At 42.8% G+C, this 24,119-nt stretch carries 20 protein-coding genes; 6 read left to right on the forward strand and 14 right to left on the reverse strand.

Translation table 11 applies throughout. From position 1 onward, the window contains the following. Positions 1 to 11 precede the first annotated feature (11 nt). From RG959_RS17775 to RG959_RS17810, 8 genes are all read right to left on the reverse strand, one after another. Positions 12 to 1,484 carry an alanine/glycine:cation symporter family protein gene (locus RG959_RS17775; RefSeq protein ID WP_342798261.1) on the reverse strand — a complete coding sequence of 491 codons (1,473 nt, stop codon included), beginning with the start codon at positions 1,482 to 1,484 and terminating at the stop codon, positions 12 to 14. Positions 1,485 to 1,569: 85 nt separating this feature from the next. After that, a complete protein-coding gene (gene hutH / locus RG959_RS17780; protein WP_342798262.1) occupies positions 1,570 to 3,096 on the reverse strand; it encodes a histidine ammonia-lyase in 1,527 nt (508 codons plus the stop codon). A 236-nt stretch (positions 3,097 to 3,332) separates the two neighbouring features. Further along, the gene (gene hutP / locus RG959_RS17785; protein ID WP_342798263.1) at positions 3,333 to 3,791 is read right to left on the reverse strand and encodes a histidine utilization transcription antiterminator HutP; all 459 of its coding nucleotides are present in this window, start codon (positions 3,789 to 3,791) and stop codon (positions 3,333 to 3,335) included. Positions 3,792 to 3,979: 188 nt separating this feature from the next. Further along, positions 3,980 to 4,960 (reverse strand): agmatinase family protein, encoded by a 981-nt coding sequence (locus RG959_RS17790; RefSeq protein WP_342798264.1) that lies wholly within the window; start codon positions 4,958 to 4,960, stop codon positions 3,980 to 3,982. Next, the gene (hutI, locus tag RG959_RS17795; RefSeq protein ID WP_342798265.1) at positions 4,957 to 6,213 is read right to left on the reverse strand and encodes an imidazolonepropionase; all 1,257 of its coding nucleotides are present in this window, start codon (positions 6,211 to 6,213) and stop codon (positions 4,957 to 4,959) included. The genes RG959_RS17790 and hutI overlap by 4 nt, the downstream gene beginning before the upstream one ends. Further along, positions 6,210 to 7,889 (reverse strand): urocanate hydratase, encoded by a 1,680-nt coding sequence (gene hutU / locus RG959_RS17800; RefSeq protein WP_342798266.1) that lies wholly within the window; start codon positions 7,887 to 7,889, stop codon positions 6,210 to 6,212. The genes hutI and hutU overlap by 4 nt, the downstream gene beginning before the upstream one ends. A 153-nt stretch (positions 7,890 to 8,042) precedes the next feature. After that, complete coding sequence (locus tag RG959_RS17805) at positions 8,043 to 9,491, reverse strand: helix-turn-helix transcriptional regulator (protein ID WP_342798267.1); 1,449 nt, start codon at positions 9,489 to 9,491, stop codon at positions 8,043 to 8,045. 243 nt (positions 9,492 to 9,734) lie between these two features. Further along, complete coding sequence (locus tag RG959_RS17810; protein WP_342798268.1) at positions 9,735 to 10,043, reverse strand: hypothetical protein; 309 nt, start codon at positions 10,041 to 10,043, stop codon at positions 9,735 to 9,737. Positions 10,044 to 10,515: 472 nt separating this feature from the next. Between RG959_RS17810 and RG959_RS17815 the strand changes: the two genes are divergently transcribed. From RG959_RS17815 to RG959_RS17830, 4 genes are all read left to right on the forward strand, one after another. Continuing rightward, positions 10,516 to 12,081: an S-layer homology domain-containing protein gene (locus RG959_RS17815; RefSeq protein ID WP_342798269.1), complete on the forward strand. Its 1,566-nt coding sequence runs from the start codon at positions 10,516 to 10,518 to the stop codon at positions 12,079 to 12,081. A 569-nt stretch (positions 12,082 to 12,650) separates the two neighbouring features. After that, positions 12,651 to 13,592 carry a magnesium transporter CorA family protein gene (locus tag RG959_RS17820; protein ID WP_342798270.1) on the forward strand — a complete coding sequence of 314 codons (942 nt, stop codon included), beginning with the start codon at positions 12,651 to 12,653 and terminating at the stop codon, positions 13,590 to 13,592. Between the two features lie 122 nt (positions 13,593 to 13,714). Beyond that, positions 13,715 to 14,695 carry a cation diffusion facilitator family transporter gene (locus RG959_RS17825; RefSeq protein ID WP_342798271.1) on the forward strand — a complete coding sequence of 327 codons (981 nt, stop codon included), beginning with the start codon at positions 13,715 to 13,717 and terminating at the stop codon, positions 14,693 to 14,695. 287 nt (positions 14,696 to 14,982) lie between these two features. Then, positions 14,983 to 15,150, forward strand: a complete 168-nt coding sequence (locus RG959_RS17830; RefSeq protein WP_342798272.1) for an aspartyl-phosphate phosphatase Spo0E family protein — start codon at positions 14,983 to 14,985, stop codon at positions 15,148 to 15,150. A gap of 291 nt (positions 15,151 to 15,441) precedes the next feature. On the opposite strand, the gene RG959_RS17835 is transcribed toward RG959_RS17830, so the two are convergent. The 4 genes from RG959_RS17835 to RG959_RS17850 form a co-directional block, all read right to left on the reverse strand. Next, complete coding sequence (locus tag RG959_RS17835; RefSeq protein WP_342798273.1) at positions 15,442 to 15,798, reverse strand: hypothetical protein; 357 nt, start codon at positions 15,796 to 15,798, stop codon at positions 15,442 to 15,444. A gap of 4 nt (positions 15,799 to 15,802) precedes the next feature. After that, entirely contained in the window at positions 15,803 to 16,072 is a 270-nt protein-coding gene (rpsN, locus tag RG959_RS17840; RefSeq protein ID WP_342798274.1) for a 30S ribosomal protein S14, read from the reverse strand. A 90-nt stretch (positions 16,073 to 16,162) separates the two neighbouring features. After that, positions 16,163 to 17,344, reverse strand: a complete 1,182-nt coding sequence (locus RG959_RS17845; protein ID WP_342798275.1) for a GTP-binding protein — start codon at positions 17,342 to 17,344, stop codon at positions 16,163 to 16,165. 67 nt (positions 17,345 to 17,411) lie between these two features. Next, on the reverse strand, positions 17,412 to 18,587 hold the full coding sequence (locus RG959_RS17850; RefSeq protein ID WP_342798276.1) for an FAD/NAD(P)-binding protein: 1,176 nt from the start codon (positions 18,585 to 18,587) through the stop codon (positions 17,412 to 17,414). Between the two features lie 412 nt (positions 18,588 to 18,999). Here RG959_RS17850 and RG959_RS17855 point away from each other — a divergent pair, with 412 nt between their 5' ends. Further along, a complete protein-coding gene (locus RG959_RS17855; RefSeq protein WP_342798277.1) occupies positions 19,000 to 20,652 on the forward strand; it encodes an alkaline phosphatase in 1,653 nt (550 codons plus the stop codon). Between the two features lie 89 nt (positions 20,653 to 20,741). Here RG959_RS17855 and RG959_RS17860 read toward each other — a convergent pair whose 3' ends face one another. Further along, complete coding sequence (locus RG959_RS17860) at positions 20,742 to 21,614, reverse strand: NAD(P)-dependent oxidoreductase (protein WP_342798278.1); 873 nt, start codon at positions 21,612 to 21,614, stop codon at positions 20,742 to 20,744. Positions 21,615 to 21,666: 52 nt separating this feature from the next. Beyond that, a complete protein-coding gene (locus tag RG959_RS17865) occupies positions 21,667 to 22,242 on the reverse strand; it encodes a TetR/AcrR family transcriptional regulator (protein WP_342798279.1) in 576 nt (191 codons plus the stop codon). Positions 22,243 to 22,666: 424 nt separating this feature from the next. Between RG959_RS17865 and RG959_RS17870 the strand changes: the two genes are divergently transcribed. Continuing rightward, positions 22,667 to 24,097: a glycoside hydrolase family 1 protein gene (locus RG959_RS17870; RefSeq protein WP_342798280.1), complete on the forward strand. Its 1,431-nt coding sequence runs from the start codon at positions 22,667 to 22,669 to the stop codon at positions 24,095 to 24,097. The last annotated feature ends 22 nt before the right edge of the window (positions 24,098 to 24,119 follow it).

Consider the following 24,119-nt stretch of genomic DNA (forward strand, 5'->3'; position numbering starts at 1 on the left):
CTTCGTTTTTCTCAATCTACCTTCTTACTACGGAAGTCCTCATCTTCTGTAATAAGATTTTTGCTTTCCCAATAATCTGCATTTTTAATTTGAAGATCACTCGGATTGAAAACAGGATCAAGGCCTTTCCTTTTTTGTTGTTCATAGTCTTTTAAAGCGGCAAGAGCCGGTTTTGCTAAAAAAACAATGGCGATCATATTAATCCATATAGTAATTCCAAGCCCAGCATCTCCAAGTGCCCAAGCAAGAGCGGCCTCATTCACCGCTCCATAAAAAACAGCAGCTAAAAAAACTACTTTTAATGCAACAAGCATATTACTCCTTCTCCGATTTTTTAGTAAGTAAATGGTATTTGTTTCTGCGATATAGTAGTAGGCCATTAAAGTTGTAAAAGCAAAGAAGAATAGCGCAGCAGCCACAAAAGCAGCACCGAAGCCAGGAAATGTACTTTCAATAGCAGCCTGGGTAAATCCAGGACCGGCTTCAACCTCACTGAGTTTCTGAATGATAAAGCTCCCATCCGGCCGTTCAGTATTGTACATCCCTGTAATTAAAATCATAAAAGCTGTAGCAGAGCAAACAAAAAGTGTATCAATGTAAACAGAAAACGCTTGAACTAATCCCTGTTTTGCCGGATGAGTAACTTCAGCGGCCGCAGCTGCATGAGCTCCTGTTCCCTGTCCTGCTTCATTGGAATACATTCCCCGTTTTACACCCCAGGAAATGGCCATCCCGATTATCCCCCCAAAAGCAGAATCGACCGCAAACGCACTTCGGAAAATCAGTGCCAGAACAGATGGAAGTTCGGATATATTCATACAAATAATAAAAACAGCTAATAAAATATAACCGAGCGCCATAAATGGAACAACGACAACGGCTGTTTTTGCAATACGTTGTGTACCGCCAAAAATAACGGCAGCCAACAAAGCAACGATTATTAATCCTGTTGGTACAGGAGAAATATGAAAAGCCATCTCTACACTTTGGGCAATAGAATTGGATTGAACCCCGGGCATAAGCAGTGTCATCGCGAAAACAGCCGCTACTGCATAAAGTGCAGCGAATCTTTTCCAGCCAAGCCCTTTTTCAATATAGTAGGCCGGGCCACCCCGGTACTGGCCATCTTGCTTTATTTTATAAATTTGGGCAAGTGTCGATTCAATATAAGCACTGGCTGAACCAATAAAAGCAATAAGCCACATCCAAAAAACAGCTCCTGGGCCGCCAAATGCGATAGCAGTGGCAACCCCTGCAATGTTTCCAGTCCCTACCCGTCCTGAAAGTGCCATAGACAAAGCTTCAAAAGAGGAAATACCCGCAGTTGAACTTTTCCCTTGGAAAATTAAATAAAGCATTTCTTTAAAATGACGAATTTGCAAAAAACGGGTGCTGATCGTGAAAAAAACCCCTATTCCAAGAAGCAGGTAAATCACAGGGTCACTCCATAATATTCCGTTTAAGAATGTGATGATTTTCTCCATCATATCGTCTCCCATCCTTTTTGTATGCGCTTTCAATGTTATTTGATTGAGAGCCGCCTGATCAATAAATCAAGCGGCTCGTTTATTAGTTTTTGCTGATTTTTTCAGATTCCAGCACCTGCTTCAGCCATTGCTCTTTTTTCATTGCCTGCGCTATATTTTCAATATCTTTCGAAAATACCCGATCTTCTGTAATAACAGGCACAACAGAGCGGATATTAGCATGCAGCCGCTTTGAAAAAGGAGATAAGCGCTCTTTCCCGCGAATGTCAGCGGCTTGGGCGGCACATATCGCTTCAATCCCAAGCACTCGGCGCGAGTTTTGCACGATATCGTATGCGTGGCGTGCAGCTGTTGTCCCCATGCTGACATGATCTTCCTGGTTCGCAGAGGATGGTATTGAATCGACACTGGACGGGTGTGCGAGTGTTTTATTTTCAGAAACGAGCGAAGCTGCCACATACTGCGTGATCATTAATCCGGATTGAAGACCCGGATCCGGACTTAAAAAAGCGGGCAGGTCATTGAGCTGCGGATTGACAAGGCGCTCAATCCGTCGTTCGGAAATACTCGCGATTTCGGCCACCGCAATGCCAAGAAAGTCCATTGCAAACGCAATCGGCTGGCCATGAAAGTTTCCTCCGGAGATGACATTTCCACTGTCCGCAAAAATAAGCGGATTATCGGTAGCCGAGTTGATTTCAATCAATAACTTTTCTTTTACATAATGAAGTACCTGCTGAATGGCGCCATGCACCTGTGGAATGCAGCGGAGAGAATAAGCATCCTGTACGCGTATTTCCCCTTGGGTAGTGGTCAGCTGGCTCCCTTGCATGTAAGAGAGAATACGGCTGGCCACCTGCTGCTGTTCCGGGTATGGACGTACCAGGTGGGATTCCGGCTTGAATGCATCCACAATACCCTGAAGCCCTTCCAGTGTGAGTGCCGCCACACCATCCGCTAAATCAGCGAGCTCTTGCGCTTCCATGTAAGCAATCACTCCAACGGATGTCATCGCCTGAGTTCCATTAATCAGCGCCAGCCCTTCTTTTGCCTGTAAACGGACTGAATGCAGGCCCGCTCGTTGAAGCGCTTTTTCTGCAGGCAGTGTGTTTCCTTTATACATGACTTCTCCTTCACCAATTAAGACGAGAGCTAAATGAGCGAGCGGAGCCAGGTCACCGCTTGCACCGAGCGAACCCTGGCTTGGCACGACGGGGTGAATGCCATGGTTTAAACAGTCAATAAGAAGCTGAAGCGTTTCTTTGCGGATGCCCGAGTATCCTTTTGCCAGGGCATTCGCACGAAGCAGCACCATCGTGCGGGCAACCGTATCAGAAAACGGCTTGCCTGTAGCGCACGCATGGCTTCTAATTAAATTGAGCTGCAGGTTTTCCACGTTTTCTTCAGAAATCGGTGTATCGCTAAATTTGCCAAATCCCGTATTGACTCCATACATAATTTTTCCTTCTGCCATCAGCCGCTCGACAGCTGTGCGGCTTTCCTCGACTTTTTTCCACGCTGCTTCGCTCAATTCTACTGGTTCGGCATGATACACCACCTGTTTAATTTCCTCAAATGTTAATGTGCTCCCGTCTAATTGAATGGCCATGTGGACCGCTCCCCTCATCTGTTTTTCAAACATCGATTATATAAAAACAAAAAAGAGGGCTGCACAAAAAGAACACGCGTTCTTTTGTGCAGCCCCCTCTAAACTAAAAACCACTCTGGGCAATTTTATTCTATTCGCTTCTTTAAAAAGGTCTTACTGCTAGGTAAATCACTAAGTTAGGATTCTCACTTCATCCTATACTTTCATTTTATGCATGATTCCTAAAATTGTCAAGGTTAAATATGGTTAAACCCAAACCCCAGGGCATCATGTTCAAAGCCTTTTTTAGGCGCACCGATCGTCCCATAAATACAGATACTGATCCATTCACCTGAATAACCGGGACTGTTAATTTCTCCTCTGACGACGCTATAGGTCAGTCCGACAGTTCGAAGTATTTCTCCGAACTGAACCGTACCCCGTCCAACTCCTTGAACGGCTTCTAAAATACTATGGTAAAGGGCATGTACTTCACGGTAAGATTCTCCATCAATGATACCGTTGGATTTAGCATTTGTTTCAATGGAGGCAATCACTTTATTGAGATCCATCGCCCCAACGCGCCCAACTGTAAACCGATATCCTCTGTTTGTTAATTCTTTTTTGATTTCATGGCCTGCCGGACTTTTATGAAGCAATGCCAGCAGTGTTGTTAACTTTCCTAAAGGAAATTCTTTTTCGTCGTTGTAAGACATTCTTCTTCACTTTCCAATCTCCGTCATCTCTGACAAAATGCCGTGCTTTTCTAGCGCGGGTCAGGCTTTGAAGGCTTCTTATAGAGTAAAACATATTACTTTTTGAGATAAAGCTTACACGAGTCTCGAGCCAATTGAGAACTCTGTTTTATTCGACCATTTTTAATGGGCTTGATTATCCGTTCTTCTTAAAAGACATTATTCTTTTTTTTGCTGACAAGGCCGCTTACAAATTGGAGCCAGGCATAAACACCGGTTTTTACCGTCTGCTCCACAGGTGAATCTTTAGATGGGTCCAGACACACAAAGTCAATATGAGATACTTTGGGATGCCTGCCCACTTCCAGCAGCACGTCAAACAACTCCTCGGGTTTCATTCCGCCTGGTGTAGACGCTGGAACACCCGGTGCGTTTGAAATGTCGAGCACATCCATATCAACTGTCACATAAAGGCGGTCTGTTCTTTCTGCTAAATACATAAGAGACTCTTGAACAGTTTGGATCATACCCCTTTTGCGTGCGCTGCTTAATGAAACCATTTGTATACCCTGTTTTTTCGCATAGTCAATGAGCGGCTTCGCATTAAAATAGCCATGCAGGCCAATGTTAACAACATGTTCGCCTTTCACAGTTTCCCCATCAATGAGCTGGCGGATCGGCGTACCATTCGCCGGGCCAAACTCTTTGGGATCCCGAACATCTAAATGCGTGTCAAATTGCAAAACCCCTATTATGTCTTCTGGATAAGCTTCTTTAATTCCTCTTACGGCACAGGCCGTTGTTGAGTGGTCACCGCCAATCATGCAGGTAGGTACGTGCGGGAAAGCTTCAGCTAAATATTTTGTTGAAGCTTGAATACGGCCATGTGACAGGACAATATCCGTTGTATGCATCATTACATCCCCTGCATCTGCGACACGGTAAGGAGATAAATCAAGATCTTCATCCAAGTTATACGCTGCAAAGCTCTTCCACATGCGGCGAAATTCCTCCGGATACATGGAAGCACCCGATACACTGATTGATGAGCGTGAAATTGGCGCACCGTATATAATAAGGTCAGGCTGTTGTATGTCCTCCAGCGGTTTTACCCACTGATGTACAAAATGCTCTTCACCACCGGCTGCCTTCCATGACCAGGCTGGTTTTTGAAGCCATGAGCCGCTCATAAGCCGCCCGCCACTTGAACACCTTTTTTCCAAACCGAACGGACATGGTTCACGCCGAACAAATACTGCAGCTCTTGATAGCTCTTCACATTCCACAATACAAAATCAGCCTGCTTGCCTCTTTCAATGGAACCAATCGTATCTTCACGACGAATGGCACAAGCCGCATTGTATGTTGCTGCAGTCAGCGCTTCAGCTGGTGTTAATCTCATAGAAATACAGGCCAGGTTCATGACAAGCGGCATAGATGTAGTCGGCGAAGACCCGGGATTACAGTCGGTTGAAATAGCTACCGCTACACCACGGTCAATCATTTTCCGTCCTTGAGCCGCTTCTTCACGCAAATACAAAGCTGTAGCCGGAAGCAGGCAGGCGATCGTGCCAGCTTTCGCCATTGCCTCAATGCCTTCATCCGACGCCTTTAAAAGATGCTCTGCTGAGATCGCACCCACTTCGGCTGCCAGCTCTGCACCTCCATAAGATACAATTTCATCCGCATGGATTTTTGGAACAAGCCCGTATGTTTTCCCTGCTTCCAAAATGCGCCTGGACTGTTCGGGAGTAAAAACATCTTTTTCACAGAAAACATCATTAAACTCGGCTAATTTTTCTTTTGCAACTGCCGGCAGCATCTCCTCGATAATCAGGTCAACAAATTCATCTTCCCTTCCTTTAAACTCTGGAGGGACTGCATGGGCTCCCATAAAAGTTGAAACAATGTCAATGGGATGCCGCTTCTGCAAAGCTTTCATTACCTGCAGCTGCTTGCGCTCTGTTTCCCAGTTCATGCCGTATCCGCTTTTACTCTCAATAGTGGTTACGCCGTGCGCTAAAAACGAATCCAGGCGTCTCCACGTTTGGCTGATCAGCTCTTCTTCCTCTGCTTCTCTGGTCATTCTTGCCGTTGCATGAATACCGCCACCTGCATTCATAATGTCCATATAGGAGGCGCCTTCAAGACGCATCTCGAATTCTTTTTCTCTTGTACCGCCATAGACAACGTGGGTGTGCGGATCAACAAGGCCAGGTGTGACAAGGCGGTAAGCAGCGTCAATAATCTCAGCTTCTTTCTGTCCATAAATCTTCTTTAGTTCAGCTGTTGTCCCAACTGCTTGGATGATGCCATCTTCAATCCAGACACTGCCATCTTCAATAAAGCCAATATCAGACATTGCTGCTTTCGTACGCGGCCCTTTTTGGTTAGAATAAAGCGTCGCGAGTGCTGCGTGTTTAATCCATACATATTTCGTCATGAGGAAGATGCTCCTTTGTCCAGCATCGGCATGTGGATGTCTTTTTCCCGGGCTGTTTTTTGAGCTAGTTCATATCCCGCGTCCGCATGGCGGACCACACCCATGCCAGGATCGGTTGTCAGCACTCGCTCGATGCGCTTGGCTGCTTCTTCTGTTCCATCTGCGACAATGACGACACCCGCGTGAAGAGAATATCCCATCCCGACGCCTCCGCCGTGATGAACGGATACCCATGTAGCGCCGCCTACGGCATTAATCATGGCGTTTAAAATCGGCCAGTCAGATACCGCATCAGATCCGTCTTTCATCGCTTCTGTTTCACGGTTTGGTGAAGCAACAGAACCGGAGTCAAGATGATCACGGCCAATCACAATCGGTGCTTTTAATTCACCGCTTGCCACCATATCATTTAAAATTTTGCCAAAGCGGGCTCGTTCTCCGTAACCGAGCCAGCAGATGCGCGATGGAAGCCCCTGGAATTGAATTTTCTTCTGCGCCATGCGGATCCAGTTGCATAAGTGCTCATTATCCGCAAACTCCCGCAAAATGGCTTCGTCTGTTTTATAAATATCTTCTGGATCGCCAGACAAGGCCACCCAGCGAAACGGCCCTTTTCCTTCACAGAACTGTGGCCGGATATAAGCCGGTACGAAACCCGGGAAATCAAAAGCGTTTTCTACCCCTTCGTCTTTAGCGACCTGGCGAATGTTATTGCCATAATCAAACGTAACGGCCCCTTTTTCCATCATTTCAAGCATCGCTTTAACATGTACAGCCATTGAAGCCTTTGAACGCTTCACATATTCTCCAGGATCAGCCTGACGAAGCTTTGCTGCTTCATGGAGGGTCATCCCTGCCGGTGTATACCCGTTTAGTGGATCATGAGCAGATGTCTGATCCGTTAATACATCCGGTATAAAGCCGCGCTTTATCATGGCTGGCAGCACTTCCGCTGCATTGCCAATCAAGCCGATTGAAAGGGCCCTGCCTTCTTTTTTCGCTTCTTCTGCCTGCTGGATTGCCTCATCAAGCGAATGGGTTTTCACATCTGTATATCTCGTTTCGATGCGGCGGTCAATTCGGGTTTCATCTGTGTCAATGCCGATACAGACACCACCATTCATTGTAACAGCAAGCGGCTGTGCGCCGCCCATACCGCCAAGACCGGCTGTGACGGTAATGGTCCCTTTTAATGAGCCGTTAAAATGCTGCTTGGCCAGTTCTGCAAATGTTTCATATGTCCCCTGGACAATGCCTTGGGACCCAATGTAAATCCAGCTTCCTGCTGTCATCTGGCCGTACATCATCAGTCCTTTTTTATCAAGCTCGTGGAAAGTATCCCAATTGGCATAAGCCGGTACGATATTAGAATTGGCGAGAAGCACTCGTGGAGCATCCGTATGTGTTTTAAACACAACGACCGGCTTTCCTGACTGGACGAGAAGGGTTTCATCATTTTCAAGATTCTTGATCGTCTTTACAATTGCATCGAATGATTCCCAATTGCGTGCTGCTTTTCCAATGCCGCCGTAGACCACCAGTTGATCTGGATGCTCAGCCACATCCGGATCTAAATTGTTCATCAGCATGCGCAGCACGGCCTCCTGCTGCCACCCTTTCGTGTGAAGCGCTGTTCCTCTATACTGAATGACCTTTCTTCCTGATACCGTTTTCATATGGATATTTCCTCCCTTGCTTTCTTTTATAAATTGATGATAGCATGGAGAATATTCCTTTTTGGTTATGTAGTAATGATTATTTTATTATTTATTTCACCAAATTAACCCTTTTTTCTTTTTGTTATGAATTATCTTATAAACTTTAGCAGGCTAGAAGCCGGAGCGATAGTCTCGAGGAGTCCGGTGTTCGTATTGCTTAAATTTCGCATTAAACTGGGTCTGATGAGTATATCCGGTTAAACGGGCAATTTCCCGAAATGACAAATCCGTTTCTTTCAGCAGCCGCTTCGCTTCATCAAGCCGTACGCGGTGTAAGGTATCGCGGAATGTACGTCCGGATTCTGCCGCAAACCGGCGGCTTAACGTGCTTTTATTCAAACGAAGTGCTTCTGCGCAGTCAGCCAGGTTCCATTGACTGTTCCAGTAGTTCCCTTCAATTAAGCTGCGGGTTTTATCAACGAGCGACTGTGGAGTATCTTGAGAAGCCAATTGACCGCCTGATACAAGCAGCTTGCGAATAAATATTTGAAGTGCTTGAACAATTTTATACATCACCGGCTGCCTGATTATTTGATTGAATACATTATGATATTCATATTCTAAGTCGTTTCCTTCAATGCCGTGTGATTTCATATAACGCCTCACCTGGGCCAGTACGCTCGTTAACGCAATCCGGACCATCTCTGGATCTGGATACGGAGGCTCCATTTTTAAATAATGCTGTTCCAGCCACTGTTGGATTTCTTTCATATTACGGGTTTCCAGCATTTCCACCCATTCCCGCTGCTCGAGCGGCGTTAAAAAAGGGTCCATTTCCTGCACCCCATCCTCTTCACCCCCCTGCAAAATAACGTCATATCCTTCAAAAAATACACGCTCGGCCTGTCTTCGCAGTGTTTGATAGGTTGATTTAAACGGGGCACCGCTTTTACCTTCTTGTATCACAATGGCAATTGGCTGACTGAGCCGCTTCTTACAAAAACGAAGGAAAGCTTGATAATCCTCTAAATCAGCACGATTCACACTTTCTTGAACGGCTAAAACCATGTCTGTCAGCACGAATACATAAACTTCTTCTGCAAAAGGATACGCCAGCAATTCTTCATAAAGGTCTGACAGTACGGTCTCATCTGGTGTTAAAAAAGCCGCCATCCTGTACGGATCTCCGCTCAGCCTTTGACTGGAAATAAATAAGTCCGCATACTGGATAAACGATTGTTTCGCTGAGTGAGAAACGGGTTGATTGCGCTTTTCAAAACGAGCCTGCTGAAGATGGCGGATCACCTCCATAGGCGCAAAGGGACGAAACAAAACATCTTCCGCTCGAAACCTAAGTGCTTTATAAGCTGTTTGAAAAATACGTTCTGAAGATAGGCCAAGCCAGCGGGCATTGTACCTTTTTAGCAGTTTACCCACGTCCTCATGCTGCCACTGGTCCATATCCACAATCACCATCAAGGGCCTTTCCCGCTCAAATGCTGCATCAAGTTCGGACACACTATGTAATAAAGTTAATTCCAGCGTCTGCAAATGGGATTTGATCATCCACTCAATCCCTTGTGCTTCAAGTTCGTCTTTTGCCAGTACATATACCTTCATTCGCACACCCCCATTCTGTCTTTTTTATTTTAACAGTTGATTACAAATTTACTAGAATAGATAAGTCATTTACTACTCCACCCTCAGCCAGTCTTATTAACTCGACATTCCTCCATTCTTTTAAATGGTAAAAACGCAAAAAACCAAACCCTAAAAGGATTTGGCTTTTTAAACGCTCTTTTGCATTGCATCTATATTTAATTCGCTTGACGTTGTCTTATTGTCCGTATTTACTCTGACTTCTTACCAGTTGCCGTATCTTCTTTGCTTCGTTTGCTTCAGGCGCACCTGTCCATAAGAACGGCCGGTATAAAAACCTTTTTTAATTAAATCCAATGTTTGAAAAAACATAAAAGACGTTATTGGCTTGATATTTCCATCTGTTAAATTAAATAAATAGTATTCACCGTTTTCATAGGTCATACTCTTTAACTGGCCTTTTTCATCTGTAAAGCAAACAAATGCTTTAATAAGGCCTTTTTGCTTTAAGCGTATAATAAATTTAGAGGCTTTTACCGATTGATCGTTTCTTGATTGTTTATATAAAAGCATGAAAATTCCTCCTTTAAATAGGTCCGTCTCATTTATATGCCGAGCAACCGACTTTAAATAAACTATTTTATACAAACCAGGCATCGGTACAGATCTCACTTTTTCTATAGGTCGTGGAGTATTGAACGTTCATGTTTATTTTGTTTTTTATTCTTTACCCATCTTCTTGTAATCTAGACCTTAAAAATCAGTGATAACAAAAAAAACACCAAAAATGAGCAAAAAAGCCTATTGAACTTGATAGCCTTAAATTTTCAAACCCCTTCTATACATCAAAACAAACCTCCAAATCACAATCTATTTTTACATTTTTAAATTAGATCATATTAACGAAGGTCTATTTCATGCTTTCTACGCAAGGTTTTTAACTCCTCAAAAAAAAGATACTTTCTTGCCTTATTTTTTGGTGTTAAAATCCAAATTTCGTAGTATGATGAATATCTACTACATTATGAAAGGTTGACTGCAATAATTGAAAAGATTTTTTAAAGGCATCGCTGCTCTGTTGATGCTTGTATCCCTCGCTCCTTCTGCCTCTGCTGCTACGTTTAAAGATGCCGGCACATTCAGTAAAGAAATAGATTATTTAACTAATGCCGGAATTATCATGGGATTTCCTGACGGAACATTCCGCCCTGACCTGCCGATTAAACGTGTAGATGCAGTCCGCATGATTATGCGCGAATTAGATGAACCGCTTGGCCAATCTCCTAATCCAAATTTTAAAGACATGCCAGTTGGCTCAAAAGGCTATGATGAAGTAGCAAAAGCGGTTGAGCTTGGCATTATTTCCGGAAAACCAGGCAATATTTTTGATCCAAACGGAAACCTAACAAGAGCTGAAATGGCTACGGTCTTGGTTAGAACATACAACTTGTCGGGCATTTATCCGAAAGGCTTTACTGATGTATCTCTTCAATACTGGGGCTATCCTTATATTTCTTCTCTGGCAGCCAATAATATTACCATCGGGTATAAAGATGGCACGTTTAAGCCTACATTAACGATTAGCCGTGCTCACTTTGCCGCATTTATGACAAGAATTATTGAACCTTCCTTCCAGCCTGATAACCCGGAAGTAGCTGATACGTATTTAGAAGCATTATATGATGTAAATGCGATTGACTATGATATGGACCCGGCTAAACCTATTATTTATGTACTAGATGGCGCAACAAATGAAGTGGCTGCTATTAATTACGAGACTTATGAAGTCATTTCTTCTTTAGACCTGCCGCTGCCTGCTGAACGGATTGCTTACGCTAACAACAAAATTTACGTAACACAGCAAAAACGTGCTCACAGTCATTACTGGTTCGACAAAGATCAAGAAGGCGCATTCGCAGTTGTGGATGCCGCTACCCTGAAGATAGAGAAATCTATCCAAATTAATTTAGATCCATATGATATTGAAGCAGATGACAAAGGTGTCGTTTATATTTCGTCAGGCTCCGGGCAGCACACTCGAGTGGAAAGCTTCAACAGCCAAACAGGCGCGCTGCTCAGCTCTCAAGGTATATACGAGCAAGGACTAATTGAATTGAACCCATCTCAAAATAAGCTTTACACTATTTCGACAGGACTTTCTCCACGTGATTTTGGTGCATACTCGATTACAGAAGGTGTCCTTGGTCCCGAAACAGATTCACCTTATCACGGAGAATATGCTCTTGGTAAGGATTTAACACTATCACCAGACGGTAAATATATTTTTAACAGCACAGGTCATATTTTCCGGGCATCAGCCGGGGCTGCATCTGATATGACGTATTTTGCCAAACTGGACCGCCCATATAGCTCTATCGCTTTTGATACAGAGTATGGAGAATTGTATACGTCCAACAATCAAAAATATATCCAGGCATATGATTATCAGACCATGGACGCCATTGGACAAATGACCACATACGGAAATGTTAAAAAGATGTTTTATGATCAAAATTCTGATACACTTCTTGCCTTTACAACTGTTTATTTAGGAAAATCAACTGTGCCATTTACAGGTCTCGAAGTCGTTTATTTTGATACAGAAGAATAAAAAATATTACTATCTACAAAAGAAGCAACACCCCAGCTAGCTTTTATCTATGACGCTAGTTGGGGTGTTTTTTATAATGGCCTTTTTAAAGAATGCCAATGCTTAAAAATTTTTAATTAGTGATCGCAAAGGTTGGATTAAATTTTTAAAATTGTAAGGTTCTTATCAAATTTCAGGTGCAAATGTGGAATTCATATATGAATTGTCCGTGTTTTCACTATCTTTATAGGATTAAATAAGCAAAAGCAAAAAGACCGCATGGAGAATTGCTCAATTGTACAGGCATTTATCCTTAAAAGAGGAAAACAAATGGCCTCTATATAAAACAATGTAATACATATACAACCTCCCATATTTTTCCTTATTAATTCTGTTATCGCCCGTTCGCCTGAGCCTCAGTCCTCCACTTCTGAAAAGTATTGGGTTCCAAAGCGTCGTAGCTGGGCAAGATCTTTAAAGTTGAAATCCTGATTCATATTATTGGCAGCCAACGGGGATACTGAGTAGAAAATTTTATAACTTGCTGAAAATCCCTAATGGAAAAGTGCTTATTGAAAGGATTGATAAAAGTGGAGCATACTTTCCACTCTTCCCAATGGAAATGGTATGAACTTGATCTTCAAGATACTCATCTGATCGAAAAAGTAATAAAAGAACCACACGAATATAAAAGATGGATCAAGAAGGTAGAGAAAGACGACAATAATTCGATCAATATGTACACTGGAACGCCTGGCAAAGAAAATGTTTGGGGTTCTCTTATTTATCAGCAGGACGTTGAAAAAAGAGAAGAAAATGCGACCTTTCACTTTTATTTAACAAGGAAAGAACTGGTCACGGCAAATTTTAATTTATCCCGATTAGATCATCATAATGCCAAAACCATGAAGGAAAAAATGCACCATTGTGAATCGCCAATGGAAGGTTTTTTGGTCCTGCTTAGTGAAATAATTGCTGACTTTTTAAAAAAAATCGATAAGTTTGAAGTAAAACTGCACACTCTGCTTTGGGAAATAAAAGAGAACAATCGCACGAAAATCTTGGATAGAGCCGCTGCGGTAGAACATGAATTGCTTGTCTGGAAAAACTTAATCATTCCAATACAGGAAACACAAATGGCTGTTGAAGAAGCATTTGGAGCGCAGGCTGCACAGGGAGAGCAATTTAAACGGGCTACATGCCGGATTGACCGGGCTAAAACACTTTTAGATGCGTATGAAGGTGAGATTAAATCGGTATTAAATCTTGAAAACCTGATATCCACTCACCGGGGGAACGAAATTACAAAGACACTAACCATTATGACAACTCTGTTTGCTCCTACTACAGCCCTTGGTGCAATTTGGGGAATGAACTTTAAGCATATGCCCGAGCTGGAATGGAAATTTGGTTACGCATTTGCGGGTACCTTAATCATTTTTAGTACAGTGTTCCTTTATTTTTATTTGAAAAGTAAAGGCTGGATGGGCGACCTTTTAAACACGAAAAGTAAAAAATCCTTTTTTAAATAAAGGCATTTTTTAAAGGCAGCTGACCCGCTGTTCTTATCAGCTTTTGGCTAAAAAAACATGTTATTTCTTACTTGTGTAAGGGAAAAGAAAGGAGATTAGAGAAAGAGAAAGGAGTAAAGGGAATGAGAGAATCCTTCAAATTATTGAAGCTCGGCAGCAAATCTGCCCTGTGGGCCGCCATTGTAAATACCATTGTCGCGCTGATCAAGACCGCTGCTTACCTCATTACAGGAAACGTCGCCATGTTTGCTGAAATGATGCATAGTTTCGGGGATGCAGCCAACCAGCTTTTCGTTTTTATCGGATCGGCTTTAAGTAAAAAAGCGCCCACCGACCGTTTTCCGGCTGGTTTTGGACGCCTTGTCAACCTTGTACTGCTTGGCGCTGTACTCGTTGTTGGCGTCCTGGCCTATGAAACAATTGTCGAAGGCATTCACCATATTTCGGATGCGACTCATTCAGATGACTGGTTCTGGCTGAACATTGGCGTCTTAGGAGCTGCAGCCGCACTTGAAGCGATGGTTTTGTATAAAGCCATGCAGGAAATTACGGAACATTTGCCGCGCGAAAAAGTAAAAGGATTAAAGGTCATACCGGAAAGCTATAAGCATGTTCGAGACGCAAAGCCTGCTACAAAGCTGGTTTTCTTAGAAGATAATGTGGCTGTCGGCGGTGCAGTGCTGGCGCTGCTGGCGATCATCATTTCCACCTATACCCCGTTTCACAGCGCAACCGGTTATGCGTCTATCATTATCGGTGTCCTTCTTTTATTAGTAGTCGGACGCATCTTTTTGGACAATGCCGCTGGGGCGCTTGGTGTGGCTGATGTGAAAATGCAGGCCAGAATTGGCTCTAAAGTTTTCGCCCATCCGCAAGTAAACGATATTCAAGATTTGGATGTCATTAAAGAAGGAGACAGCCTTCATGTTGAGCTTACACTCGAAGTAGATCCGAAAATGACGATCGAGCAAGCAGATGACATCAAAGATGATATTGAAAAGAAAATCAAAGAAAGCGTTGCGAATGTTACGAATGTCGTCATCGAGTTTGATGAAGATGATGGCGTCAACACTTGGGACAAGATCAAAAATGTAAAAGAATAACTATCCTAACAGGAAAAGCTCTAAGCGAATAAAGATGATATTTGCTTAGAGTTTTTTCTTTTTCATCAAAATCAAAAAGGGTTTTTTGTGAATGTCGTAGAATTAAAGATTTAAACAGATAGACAATAAAAGCGGGATACAAAGACGAAAGCTGAAACAGCTTCTTCTTTTGACATATTCATTTAAAATCGCCATTAAGACTTGAAATCATTAGGTTCAAAAAGTGCGTTATTGTCCCTTCAAATGAATGATCATCACCTCATCAAATGAAAAGGCTGGGAAAAATCATGGAAACCCTCGAAGCAACCTACAACGATTTGCATTCTCAAATTGAAGAGCTTCGCTGTTTAATGATTGATGCTGCCACGTTGCATGGAATCAGCAGCCTGGATACATTACGATACAGCGAGGAGCTGGATAAGCTGATTATGCAGGCACAGCTGCAAAATCAATAATATTCTTTGCAAAGTTTCTCTTAATCTAAAGATCATCTTTAAACGTGTGCTGTGTGACGAACTCGAACGTATAAAAAGAATCTTTTTACTATCAACCTGCTTTTTTATTCTGCCTCCCTTATCCTTTTGACAATCTCATCCCTACGACCCTAACTCCTATTTCTACTCTTCCTTTGTTTCCTCTTAGTCCACGATCCATAAAGGTACCGATTGACAGTATTCTTTAATTAGAAATAAAAAAGAAAGCCCCCGCCTTTGCAGCTTAGGGCTTTCCGATAGACGGCAATCGCTTTATATCATGAACAAATAAAGGGCCGTTTTATTTTTCGCTTCTTCTCTTTTTTGCAGGATGGCACATGTGCAGTCCATCCATTTCGCTTTGCTTAATCTTATATGCAGCTGATCATCCAGCTCTTCCTCAATTTCCCTCATTCTTTTTAAGATCTCACCATATGAACAGCCAAAATGTGCTGCAGCCTGTTTGTGCGGAGCATGCTCTATTAAAAGAGATATAAAATGCTCCGACGTTGCGGCCTGCTGTGCAAGTGTGTCTTCAATGTTTACAATATACTCGTACAGCATTCTCTTTTCTTCCGGCAGGGATCTAACAAGTCCTTTCAGCAGCATGCCAGCCAGTGATTCGTTCATCGGCTTACCAGCTGGCCTTTTTTACACCCGGGATCTGGCCTTTATGGGCATATTCCCGAAAAGCAATGCGTGACATTTTAAATTTCCGCAAGTATCCACGCGGACGGCCTGTTACTTCGCATCTGCTTTTCAGCCGTGTTGGAGAAGAATCTCTTGGCAGTTTGCGAAGTGCTTCATAGTCACCTTTTTCTTTTAACTCCCGGCGCAGCTCCGCATATTTTGCGACCATTTCCTGTCTTTTTTTCTCTTTCGCCACTTTTGATTTTTTAGCCATTTCTTAACACTCCATCCCTGTATCGTAATCATTACGTTTTAAATATTAAATGACGCCCTTGTATCCTAAACGTGCTTAAAGCTTTCCTCATTAGTCAGCTGAAAAAGCTGGAATAGGATCCCGAAATTGAGTCCAGTCCATCGTTTCCTCTTCTTCAGAAAGCAGACAAGCGTCCAGAGAAGCTAGTACTTCCTCTTTCTTCATACCCACTCCGATCAAAACCATTTCAATCATGCGGTCCCCATATACGGGATCCCAATCTTGAAGCAGTTCAGGTTCTTCAGCCAAAAGGGCTTGTTTTTCGGATTCCGAATACGCATCCACCCACTTTCCTGCTCCTTGAATCATAATAGAGGGTCCTGCCTGCGATAATAAACCGGTCATGTCATTTCGGCTGGCAAGCCAGAAAAATCCTTTCGCCCGGATAACGTCTTCCGGCCAGTTTTCGAGCCAGCTCATAAAGCGTTCTGGATGAAAAGGGCGGCGGCGACGGTAAACAAACGATGAGATACCGAGACTTTCTGTTTCTGGCGTGTGTTCTTCATTTAATTCTTTTATCCAGCCGGCTGCCTGGCTCATTTGGTCAAAGTCAAAAAGTTTTGTGTGCAAAACCGCCGTTAGTGGAACCTGGCTAAAAACTGTTTTGATAATCTGAGCTTCGGGATTGAGCTTTGTCAGTACCGCTTCTAATTCTTCCACACATTGTTCATTCAGCAAATCGGTTTTATTCAATAAGATGACATTAGCAAATTCAATTTGGTCAATTAACAGGTCTACCACCTCCCGGGTATCAGTTTCATCTGTTCCCTGACTGCGGTCCACAAGTGTTTCTCCTGATGAAAAATCATGCCAAAAACGGTTGCCGTCTACAACAGTGACCAGCGTATCCAGACGGGTTTTTTGCGTTAAATCAATCCCCAATTCTTCATCGATGTATGTAAATGTCTGTGCGACCGGTACCGGTTCGCTGATGCCTGAAGACTCGATCACAATATACTCAATATCGCCCAGGTCTACCAGCCTTTCTACTTCCTTCATTAAGTCGTCGCGCAGCGTGCAGCAAATACAGCCATTTTGCATTTCGACCAGTTTTTCCTCTGTGCGTGTAAACCCGCCATGCTTTAAAAGTGCTGCATCGATGTTTATTTCGCTCATGTCATTTACAATAACCGCTACCTTTAAGCCTTCACGATTTTGCAGGATATGATTAAGCAGTGTGGTTTTCCCTGAGCCTAAATAGCCGCTTAAAACAGTAACAGGAACTTTCTTCATGTGAATCCCCCTATAAATAGTAATAATTACGATTTAAAATATAAACATCTTCCTCATGCTTTAGTGATTAAAAGCTTTGTACAATTCGTTCTGCTGCCTGGCGCGCGCCTGAAATGTTTCTTGCAATTGGCCCTACTTCTAATTCCGCCAAAGCGCCGATCACATATAACCCCGGCCCCCACTGAAGAGAAGAAGAAACAATGGGATAGCCGCAAGCGGCACACGAGAGATTCAGCTTTTTAATGACCGGCTCTAGCCAATGTTTTTCGGGCAGAGATGGATTAAATCCTGTGGCTAAAAGAACCGTTCCTGTTTGATGAATAACACGGCCCTGTTCATTTTCAAGGATAATCTGTCCCTTTTTCATCGAAGCTCCATAAACTTCTCCATCCACTGCCATTAACTTCTCATCACGGATAGAACGCCGCATCTTCATATACAAATCACGGGGCAGCGAACCTTTATGGCGAGCTTGTTTAATTTGTTCTCTGCGTTTTTGATAACACGCCGTTTTCCGAAATGACATTTGATTTTTGGGACCAAGCCAGGCTGGATCACTGTCAAAATCATGCAGGCGAAACGAATGTTGTTTAAGCAATATCACCTCACCAGGAAACACGGAAGATAATTTTAATGCCAAATGAACAGATGTAATCCCCCCTCCGATTATGGTAAAAGGACGTTTCATTTGCTCGAACGTCGGAAGGGTGGAGTTAAAAATATGATAAACAGGCACATCCGGCTGTTTTTTCACTTCTATTGCCCAGTCAGGCCAGACGAGCTGTTCACTGACACCAACAGCCAGCACAATATTTTCTCCAGCAAGTTTCCTGCCATCCTGCAGTTCAAGCTGCCAGTAGTTTTGAAATCGCTCCAGCTTTTTAACCCGGCCTTGAATCCAGCTCTCTTTCAGCCCTATGTCTTGAATAAGATGGCTGCAATGCTCATTAAACAAGGCAAGAGCCGACCGCTTAAACCTTCCATAAAAAGCCGTGGACTCATCCATCACATTGCTTTTTACAAACGACTGCAGGCTGAATGGGCGCACGTCAAGATGATGAACAACCGGCGAGCGCAAATACGGCATTGATATAAGCTCTGTACACCTTTTCCAGTTTTGCAGCGGTTTTTGATGCGGATCAACAATGGCCATATCCCTGATAGAGGCCTTGTTTTCCTTTAGCAGGAAAGAAGCCATCGTTACGCCTTGAATGCCTCCCCCTACGATAATCCACTTGAACATACTTCTCCCCCTTTTTTAAATCGAAATCATTACGATTTATTTATCATACATCAATCCTTTCTTCCAATCAACTGCCAAATCTTTTTATATACATTTTTTTGCTTTTGATATACAGCCGCCTGTATGGATTTCCATTTGTTTTTGTACCTTTTTTCGTATAAAAAAAGCTTAAAAATGCACATTAAAGACAGAAAATTGAATCGTTATTCCTTCATTATTGCTTTTCTTCAATATTATTTAAACCTATGCAAACCAAGCGATCTGTTTCAAGCTCCTTACGTCTTACTTTTACGCATCCTGCAAAATTTTAAACAGCTTCACAATACTTAAACAGTATCTTTACGCTGCTGTTTTATTTTCTTAATAAAACTTCTTTATTCTTAGCTTTATTAAGTTACTCGGAGGGATTACGTTGAAGAAGTTAAACAAAAAAGCTGCAGGAATTACCTTAGCGGGAGCTGTAGCGCTTTCTTCGTTAGGTTTTTCTGCCGCTAAAGAAGACGTACAGGCGAAAAACCCGAAAAAAGAGCCAGTTAATGTCATTATGATGGTAATGGATGGGACAAGCTCGAGTACAACTACCCTTTCAAGATGGTACAAGGGCGGAAATCTGGCTATGGATCAAATGCTGGCTGGTGGTGTTCGTACATACTCTGCTGAATCGGCGATTACAGACTCTGCACCGGCCGGAACTGCGCTTGCAACAGGCAACAAATCAAATGATAAGTATGTGGGCATCCTGCCTTCTGTCGTGAATTCACCTGGCTTGGAGCCCGTCAAACCGGAAGATGCTCAAAAGCCTGTAGCCAATGTGTTAGAAGGAGCTAAGCTGCAAGGAAAAGCAACAGGTATCATTGCTACTTCTGAAATTCAACATGCCACACCAGCAGGCTTCTCTGCTCACGCTACGCACCGCAACAACTACGGTGATATCGCTGAACAGCAGGTGTATCAAGGTATTGATGTTGTATTAGGCGGAGGAAAAGAGTCTCTTGCTCCAGGAACAACGAAAAATGCCAGAAAAGATGGTGAAAACCTTCTAGAGGTTTTAGATCAGAAAAAATATGACTTTGTCGAAAACCGCGATGAACTTTTGGCTTCTGATTCCAACAAAATTTGGGGAAGCTTTGCCACAAGTGCTCTTGCTTATGATTTTGACCGCGAAAGCACTCAGCCAAGCCAGCCGACGTTAGCGGAAATGACAGGAAAAGCGATTGATACGTTAAACAAAGACAAAAATGGATTCTTTTTATTTGTGGAAGGAAGCAAGGTTGACTGGGCAGCTCATGCCAACGATCCAATCGGAATGATTAGTGACACGCTTGCTTTTGATGATGCCGTAAAAGAAGCGGTTGAGTTTGCGAAAAAAGATGGAAACACGATGGTTATTGCACTTACGGACCATGGCAACAGCGGTATTTCAATTGGGAACACAAATACAAATTCCTCTTATCCTTCAACGCCGGTTTCTTCTTACATTGACCCATTGAAAAAAGCAAAGATGACTGTTGAAGGTGTTCTCAGCCAGTTGAAAGAAGATAAATCGAATTTGAAGGAAGTAGCCGCTCTTTACGGCCTTGAAGACCTGACAGATGAAGAACTAAAAACTCTTACTGCTTCCAAAAACATTGGTTCTGATATGTCAAAAATGCTGGCTAAACGCGCAAATCTCGGCTTTACAACCGGCGGCCATACAGGTGAGGATGTTTTCTTGTACTCATACGGTCCATCAAGACCAACTGGATTAGTTGAAAACACAGATATTGCGAAAAAGATGGCAGAAGTTATGAACTTCGATCTCGGGAAGGTGTCCGATAAGCTGTACACGAATGCCGAGGAAGCTTTAGCGAAAAAAGGCTATACATCCCGCATTGATGTAACAAATCCAAACAATCCTGTTTTAGTAGCGCAAAAAGGCGATAAAACCGTTCAATTCCCGGTGAACAAAAATATTGTCATTCAAAAATCAGGAAAGTCAACTGAACAAAAAGAAGTGAACGCTGTTACAGTGTACAATGGAAAAGACTTTTACATTTCCGAACAAGCATTGAAATTAGTGAAATAAATATTTTCATTTCACGACTTTAAAAAGCCGGGACTATGCCCCGGCTTTTTTATGTGAGTTACGAACAGCTAACAGAAAAAATTTCGTCTTCATTCAGCTGCCCCTTTTAACACTTTAATCAAAGCCGCCCAGTCCAAGTCTTCCCAGCCTTTTTCAATCCCCTTCGTATAATGCTTCTTAATCAGCTCTGCGCCTGGAAGCGGAGCCTTTACTTTCTGGGCTGCATCCAGCATGAGATTCACATCTTTTAAGCCGAGCTTCATTTTAAAGCCAGCCGGCTCAAATCGGTTTTCCTCCATTATGCTTCCATAGTTTTTATATACCGGTGAAGCAAAGAGAGCATTCGCTACTTCTAAAAACGATGTTGATTCAATTCCATACTTATTCACCATCGTCAACACTTCTGACAGCGCTTCAAGCATGGAGACAATTAAAAAGTTATTCCCCAGCTTTACTACATTCGCTAAATAAGCTTTTTCGCCGATCACAAAAAGATCCTGTCCAATGCATTCTAATAGCGGCATCACCCTGTTTTGCGCTTCTTCCGGTCCGGCAATCATAAGCCGCAGTGCAGCAGCTGCTGCCGCATCCGGACGGCCTAAAACAGGTGAAGAAATGAAATGCTGGCCGCGTTTTGCGTGTTCCTTTGAAAGCTTCTCTGCTAATTCCACACTGAGCGTGCTGATGGATACATGGACGCCTCCTTCTTCAAGTCCCGCGAGGATCCCTTCTTCTCCAAAGGTTACCTCTTCTGCAGCTGAATCATCCGAAAGAACGGTGAAAACAATACCCGTCTCCCGTGCAGCTTCTGCCGGAGACGAAGCAATTCTTGCTCCTTTCGCAGCTATCTCTCCTGTTTTGCTTTTGGTTCGATTATAAACCGTTAGTTTATAACCGCTTTTCAGTAGATTTTCTGCTATTGGCATCCCCATATTCCCCAGCCCGATTAATGAAACTTTCATCGTTTTTCCTCCAATTTTTTCCGGAACGTTCAGTCCAGAAAAATTAAATTTTTTAGAGTGAATCGATTACCTTATCGACCATCGCATAAATGAGCTGTTTTTCTTTTGTTACTTTAGAAAGCAAATTGATGCTGTGGTTAAGGTTTAAAAGCAGATATGCCGCAACGCGCAAGTCTGTTGTTTGGTCAACTTCACCGGAACGCTGCCCTTTTTTTAACACCTTATAAAACAGTTCCTCCAAGTCTTCCACACTCTCTTGCACAACCTGAATAATGGCTTTATCAGCAGTTCCCGCCCGGACCGCTTCATTTGTAATGAGACAGCCGCCTGGGAAATCCTTATCATAAGCAGCGTTAATATGAGAGCTAAAAAACTGCCGGATCCCTTCCTTTACTGTCGATGCTCCCAAAAGAAGCTCCCGCTTGTTCCGCCTTACTTTTTTGTAGTGGTCAATTGATTCTAAATAAAGGCTTCTTTTATCCGTAAAACTTTCATACAAACTCGAACGGCTGATTCCCATAGATTGAATCAAATCTGGAATACTAGTGGATTCATACCCTTTTTCCCAAAACACAAGCATCGCTTTATGTAAAACGAGTTCCCTATCAAATTCTTTTGTTCTTCCCATTTGCCCCTCCTTTGTTCACTACCTTATCATCTCTGGAATGATCAGTCCAGAAATAGTTCATTTATTTTTCAATGTTATTTAGCTTCTTTACCTGGCTCATTCGACTCTTCGAAGCCGTAAACACCTTTCATCATTTTTCACATTTTTATTTGACACTTTATTTTTTTCGTGCTATAAAAATATCAACGCTTACAATTTCATTTTTAAACGGATTGTTACTGTTCGGCAGGCAAAACCTAAATTGACTTTTTCGCGAACACTGTATAAAGAGTGCACCTTTATACAGATCGTTTCACGCGGTCAGTTTAGGTTTTTTTTATTGCCTGGCCCACTGTCGGGCAAACGCGTAAACGCGATGTAAGCTGTATTCAATTACACGATTTCCAACCATAAACATAATGATACATATGAGGAGATGAAGATAATGAGTCAATTTCCACAAGGCTTTTTATGGGGCGGAGCTACGGCAGCTAACCAATTAGAAGGTGCCTACCAAGAGGGCGGCAAAGGAATGAACTTGGCAGATGTTATGCCGGGCGGGAAGGTACGATTAAAGGTTATTGCAGAACCTGGATTTGATTTTAAAATCAATAAAGAGAAATATGTTTATCCGAATCATGACGGTATTGATTTCTATCACCGCTTTAAAGAGGATATCGCTCTTTTTGCTGAAATGGGATTTAAAACATACCGTATGAGTATCGCATGGAGCCGTATTTTCCCACAAGGCGATGAAACGGAGCCAAACGAAGAAGGTTTAGCATTTTACGACCGTGTATTTGATGAATTAAAAAAATATAACATTGAACCCGTTGTTACGATTTCTCACTACGAGATTCCACTGCATTTAATTACTGAATACGGCGGCTGGCGTAACCGAAAAGTGATTGAATTTTTTGAACGTTATGCAACAACATTGTTTAAACGCTATAAAAACAAGGTGAAATATTGGTTAACATTCAACGAAATTAACGGCGCAACACACATGCCGATTTTGGGTCTTGGTTTTTCACCGGAGAGTGAAGAAACAAAGTTACAAGATAGCTTCCAAGGTCTGCACCACCAGTTTGTAGCAAGCGCACTTGCTGTAAAAGCCGGACACGAAATCCTCCCTGGCAGCCAAATTGGCTGTATGCTGGTTTACGTCCCAACTTATTCTTACGACTCAAATCCTAAAAATGTGATGCACGCTCTGCAAGAGCAGCGTCTATTCAATAACTATTGCGGTGATGTACAAGTGAGAGGCGCATATCCAGCCTTCGCAAAACGTTTCTGGAAGGAAAATGGCATCACTTTAGACATTCAAGAAGGCGACTTAGAAACCATTAAGGAAGGTACAGTTGATTTCATTTCATTAAGCTACTACATGTCGCGTACAGAGAAAAAGGATAAAACGCCAGAAGAAATTGGACAAGGCAACTTGATCGGCGGCGTAAAAAATCCATTCCTGGCTGCAAGTGATTGGGGCTGGGAGATTGACCCAACTGGCTTGAGAATTGCTTTAAATCAACTCTATGACCACTACCAGGTTCCTTTGTTCGTCGTTGAAAACGGACTGGGCGCTTATGATAAAGTAGAAGAAGACGGAACCATCCATGATGATTACCGGATTGATTATCTGCGCGAGCACATTAAAGCAATGGGTGAAGCGATTGAAGACGGTGTAGAATTAATGGGTTACACACCTTGGGGCTGTATCGACCTAGTAAGTGCATCTACCGGAGAAATGTCTAAACGTTATGGTTTTATTTATGTAGATAAACACGATGATGGCAGCGGTACACTAGAACGTAAAAAGAAAGAATCCTTCCACTGGTACAAAAACGTTATAGCTACCAATGGAGAAGAATTATAAAAACATTTCTTTTGGTTAAAAT

It is taken from the genome of Domibacillus sp. 8LH, from assembly GCF_038806185.1.
Taxonomy (GTDB): Bacteria; Bacillota; Bacilli; order Bacillales; family Domibacillaceae; genus Domibacillus; species Domibacillus indicus_A.

Excerpts from the sequence above, each read along its gene's own strand:
- RG959_RS17775 (WP_342798261.1), bottom strand. The coding sequence starts at position 1,484 with ATGGAGAAAATCATCACATTCTTAAACGGAATATTATGGAGTGACCCT.
- hutH (WP_342798262.1), bottom strand. The coding sequence starts at position 3,096 with ATGGCCATTCAATTAGACGGGAGCACATTAACATTTGAGGAAATTAAA.
- hutP (WP_342798263.1), bottom strand. The coding sequence starts at position 3,791 with ATGTCTTACAACGACGAAAAAGAATTTCCTTTAGGAAAGTTAACAACA.
- RG959_RS17790 (WP_342798264.1), bottom strand. The coding sequence starts at position 4,960 with ATGAGCGGCTCATGGCTTCAAAAACCAGCCTGGTCATGGAAGGCAGCC.
- hutI (WP_342798265.1), bottom strand. The coding sequence starts at position 6,213 with ATGACGAAATATGTATGGATTAAACACGCAGCACTCGCGACGCTTTAT.
- hutU (WP_342798266.1), bottom strand. The coding sequence starts at position 7,889 with ATGAAAACGGTATCAGGAAGAAAGGTCATTCAGTATAGAGGAACAGCG.
- RG959_RS17805 (WP_342798267.1), bottom strand. The coding sequence starts at position 9,491 with ATGAAGGTATATGTACTGGCAAAAGACGAACTTGAAGCACAAGGGATT.
- RG959_RS17810 (WP_342798268.1), bottom strand. The coding sequence starts at position 10,043 with ATGCTTTTATATAAACAATCAAGAAACGATCAATCGGTAAAAGCCTCT.
- RG959_RS17825 (WP_342798271.1), top strand. The coding sequence starts at position 13,715 with ATGAGAGAATCCTTCAAATTATTGAAGCTCGGCAGCAAATCTGCCCTG.
- RG959_RS17830 (WP_342798272.1), top strand. The coding sequence starts at position 14,983 with ATGGAAACCCTCGAAGCAACCTACAACGATTTGCATTCTCAAATTGAA.
- RG959_RS17835 (WP_342798273.1), bottom strand. The coding sequence starts at position 15,798 with ATGAACGAATCACTGGCTGGCATGCTGCTGAAAGGACTTGTTAGATCC.
- rpsN (WP_342798274.1), bottom strand. The coding sequence starts at position 16,072 with ATGGCTAAAAAATCAAAAGTGGCGAAAGAGAAAAAAAGACAGGAAATG.
- RG959_RS17845 (WP_342798275.1), bottom strand. The coding sequence starts at position 17,344 with ATGAAGAAAGTTCCTGTTACTGTTTTAAGCGGCTATTTAGGCTCAGGG.
- RG959_RS17850 (WP_342798276.1), bottom strand. The coding sequence starts at position 18,587 with ATGTTCAAGTGGATTATCGTAGGGGGAGGCATTCAAGGCGTAACGATG.
- RG959_RS17860 (WP_342798278.1), bottom strand. The coding sequence starts at position 21,614 with ATGAAAGTTTCATTAATCGGGCTGGGGAATATGGGGATGCCAATAGCA.
- RG959_RS17865 (WP_342798279.1), bottom strand. The coding sequence starts at position 22,242 with ATGGGAAGAACAAAAGAATTTGATAGGGAACTCGTTTTACATAAAGCG.
- RG959_RS17870 (WP_342798280.1), top strand. The coding sequence starts at position 22,667 with ATGAGTCAATTTCCACAAGGCTTTTTATGGGGCGGAGCTACGGCAGCT.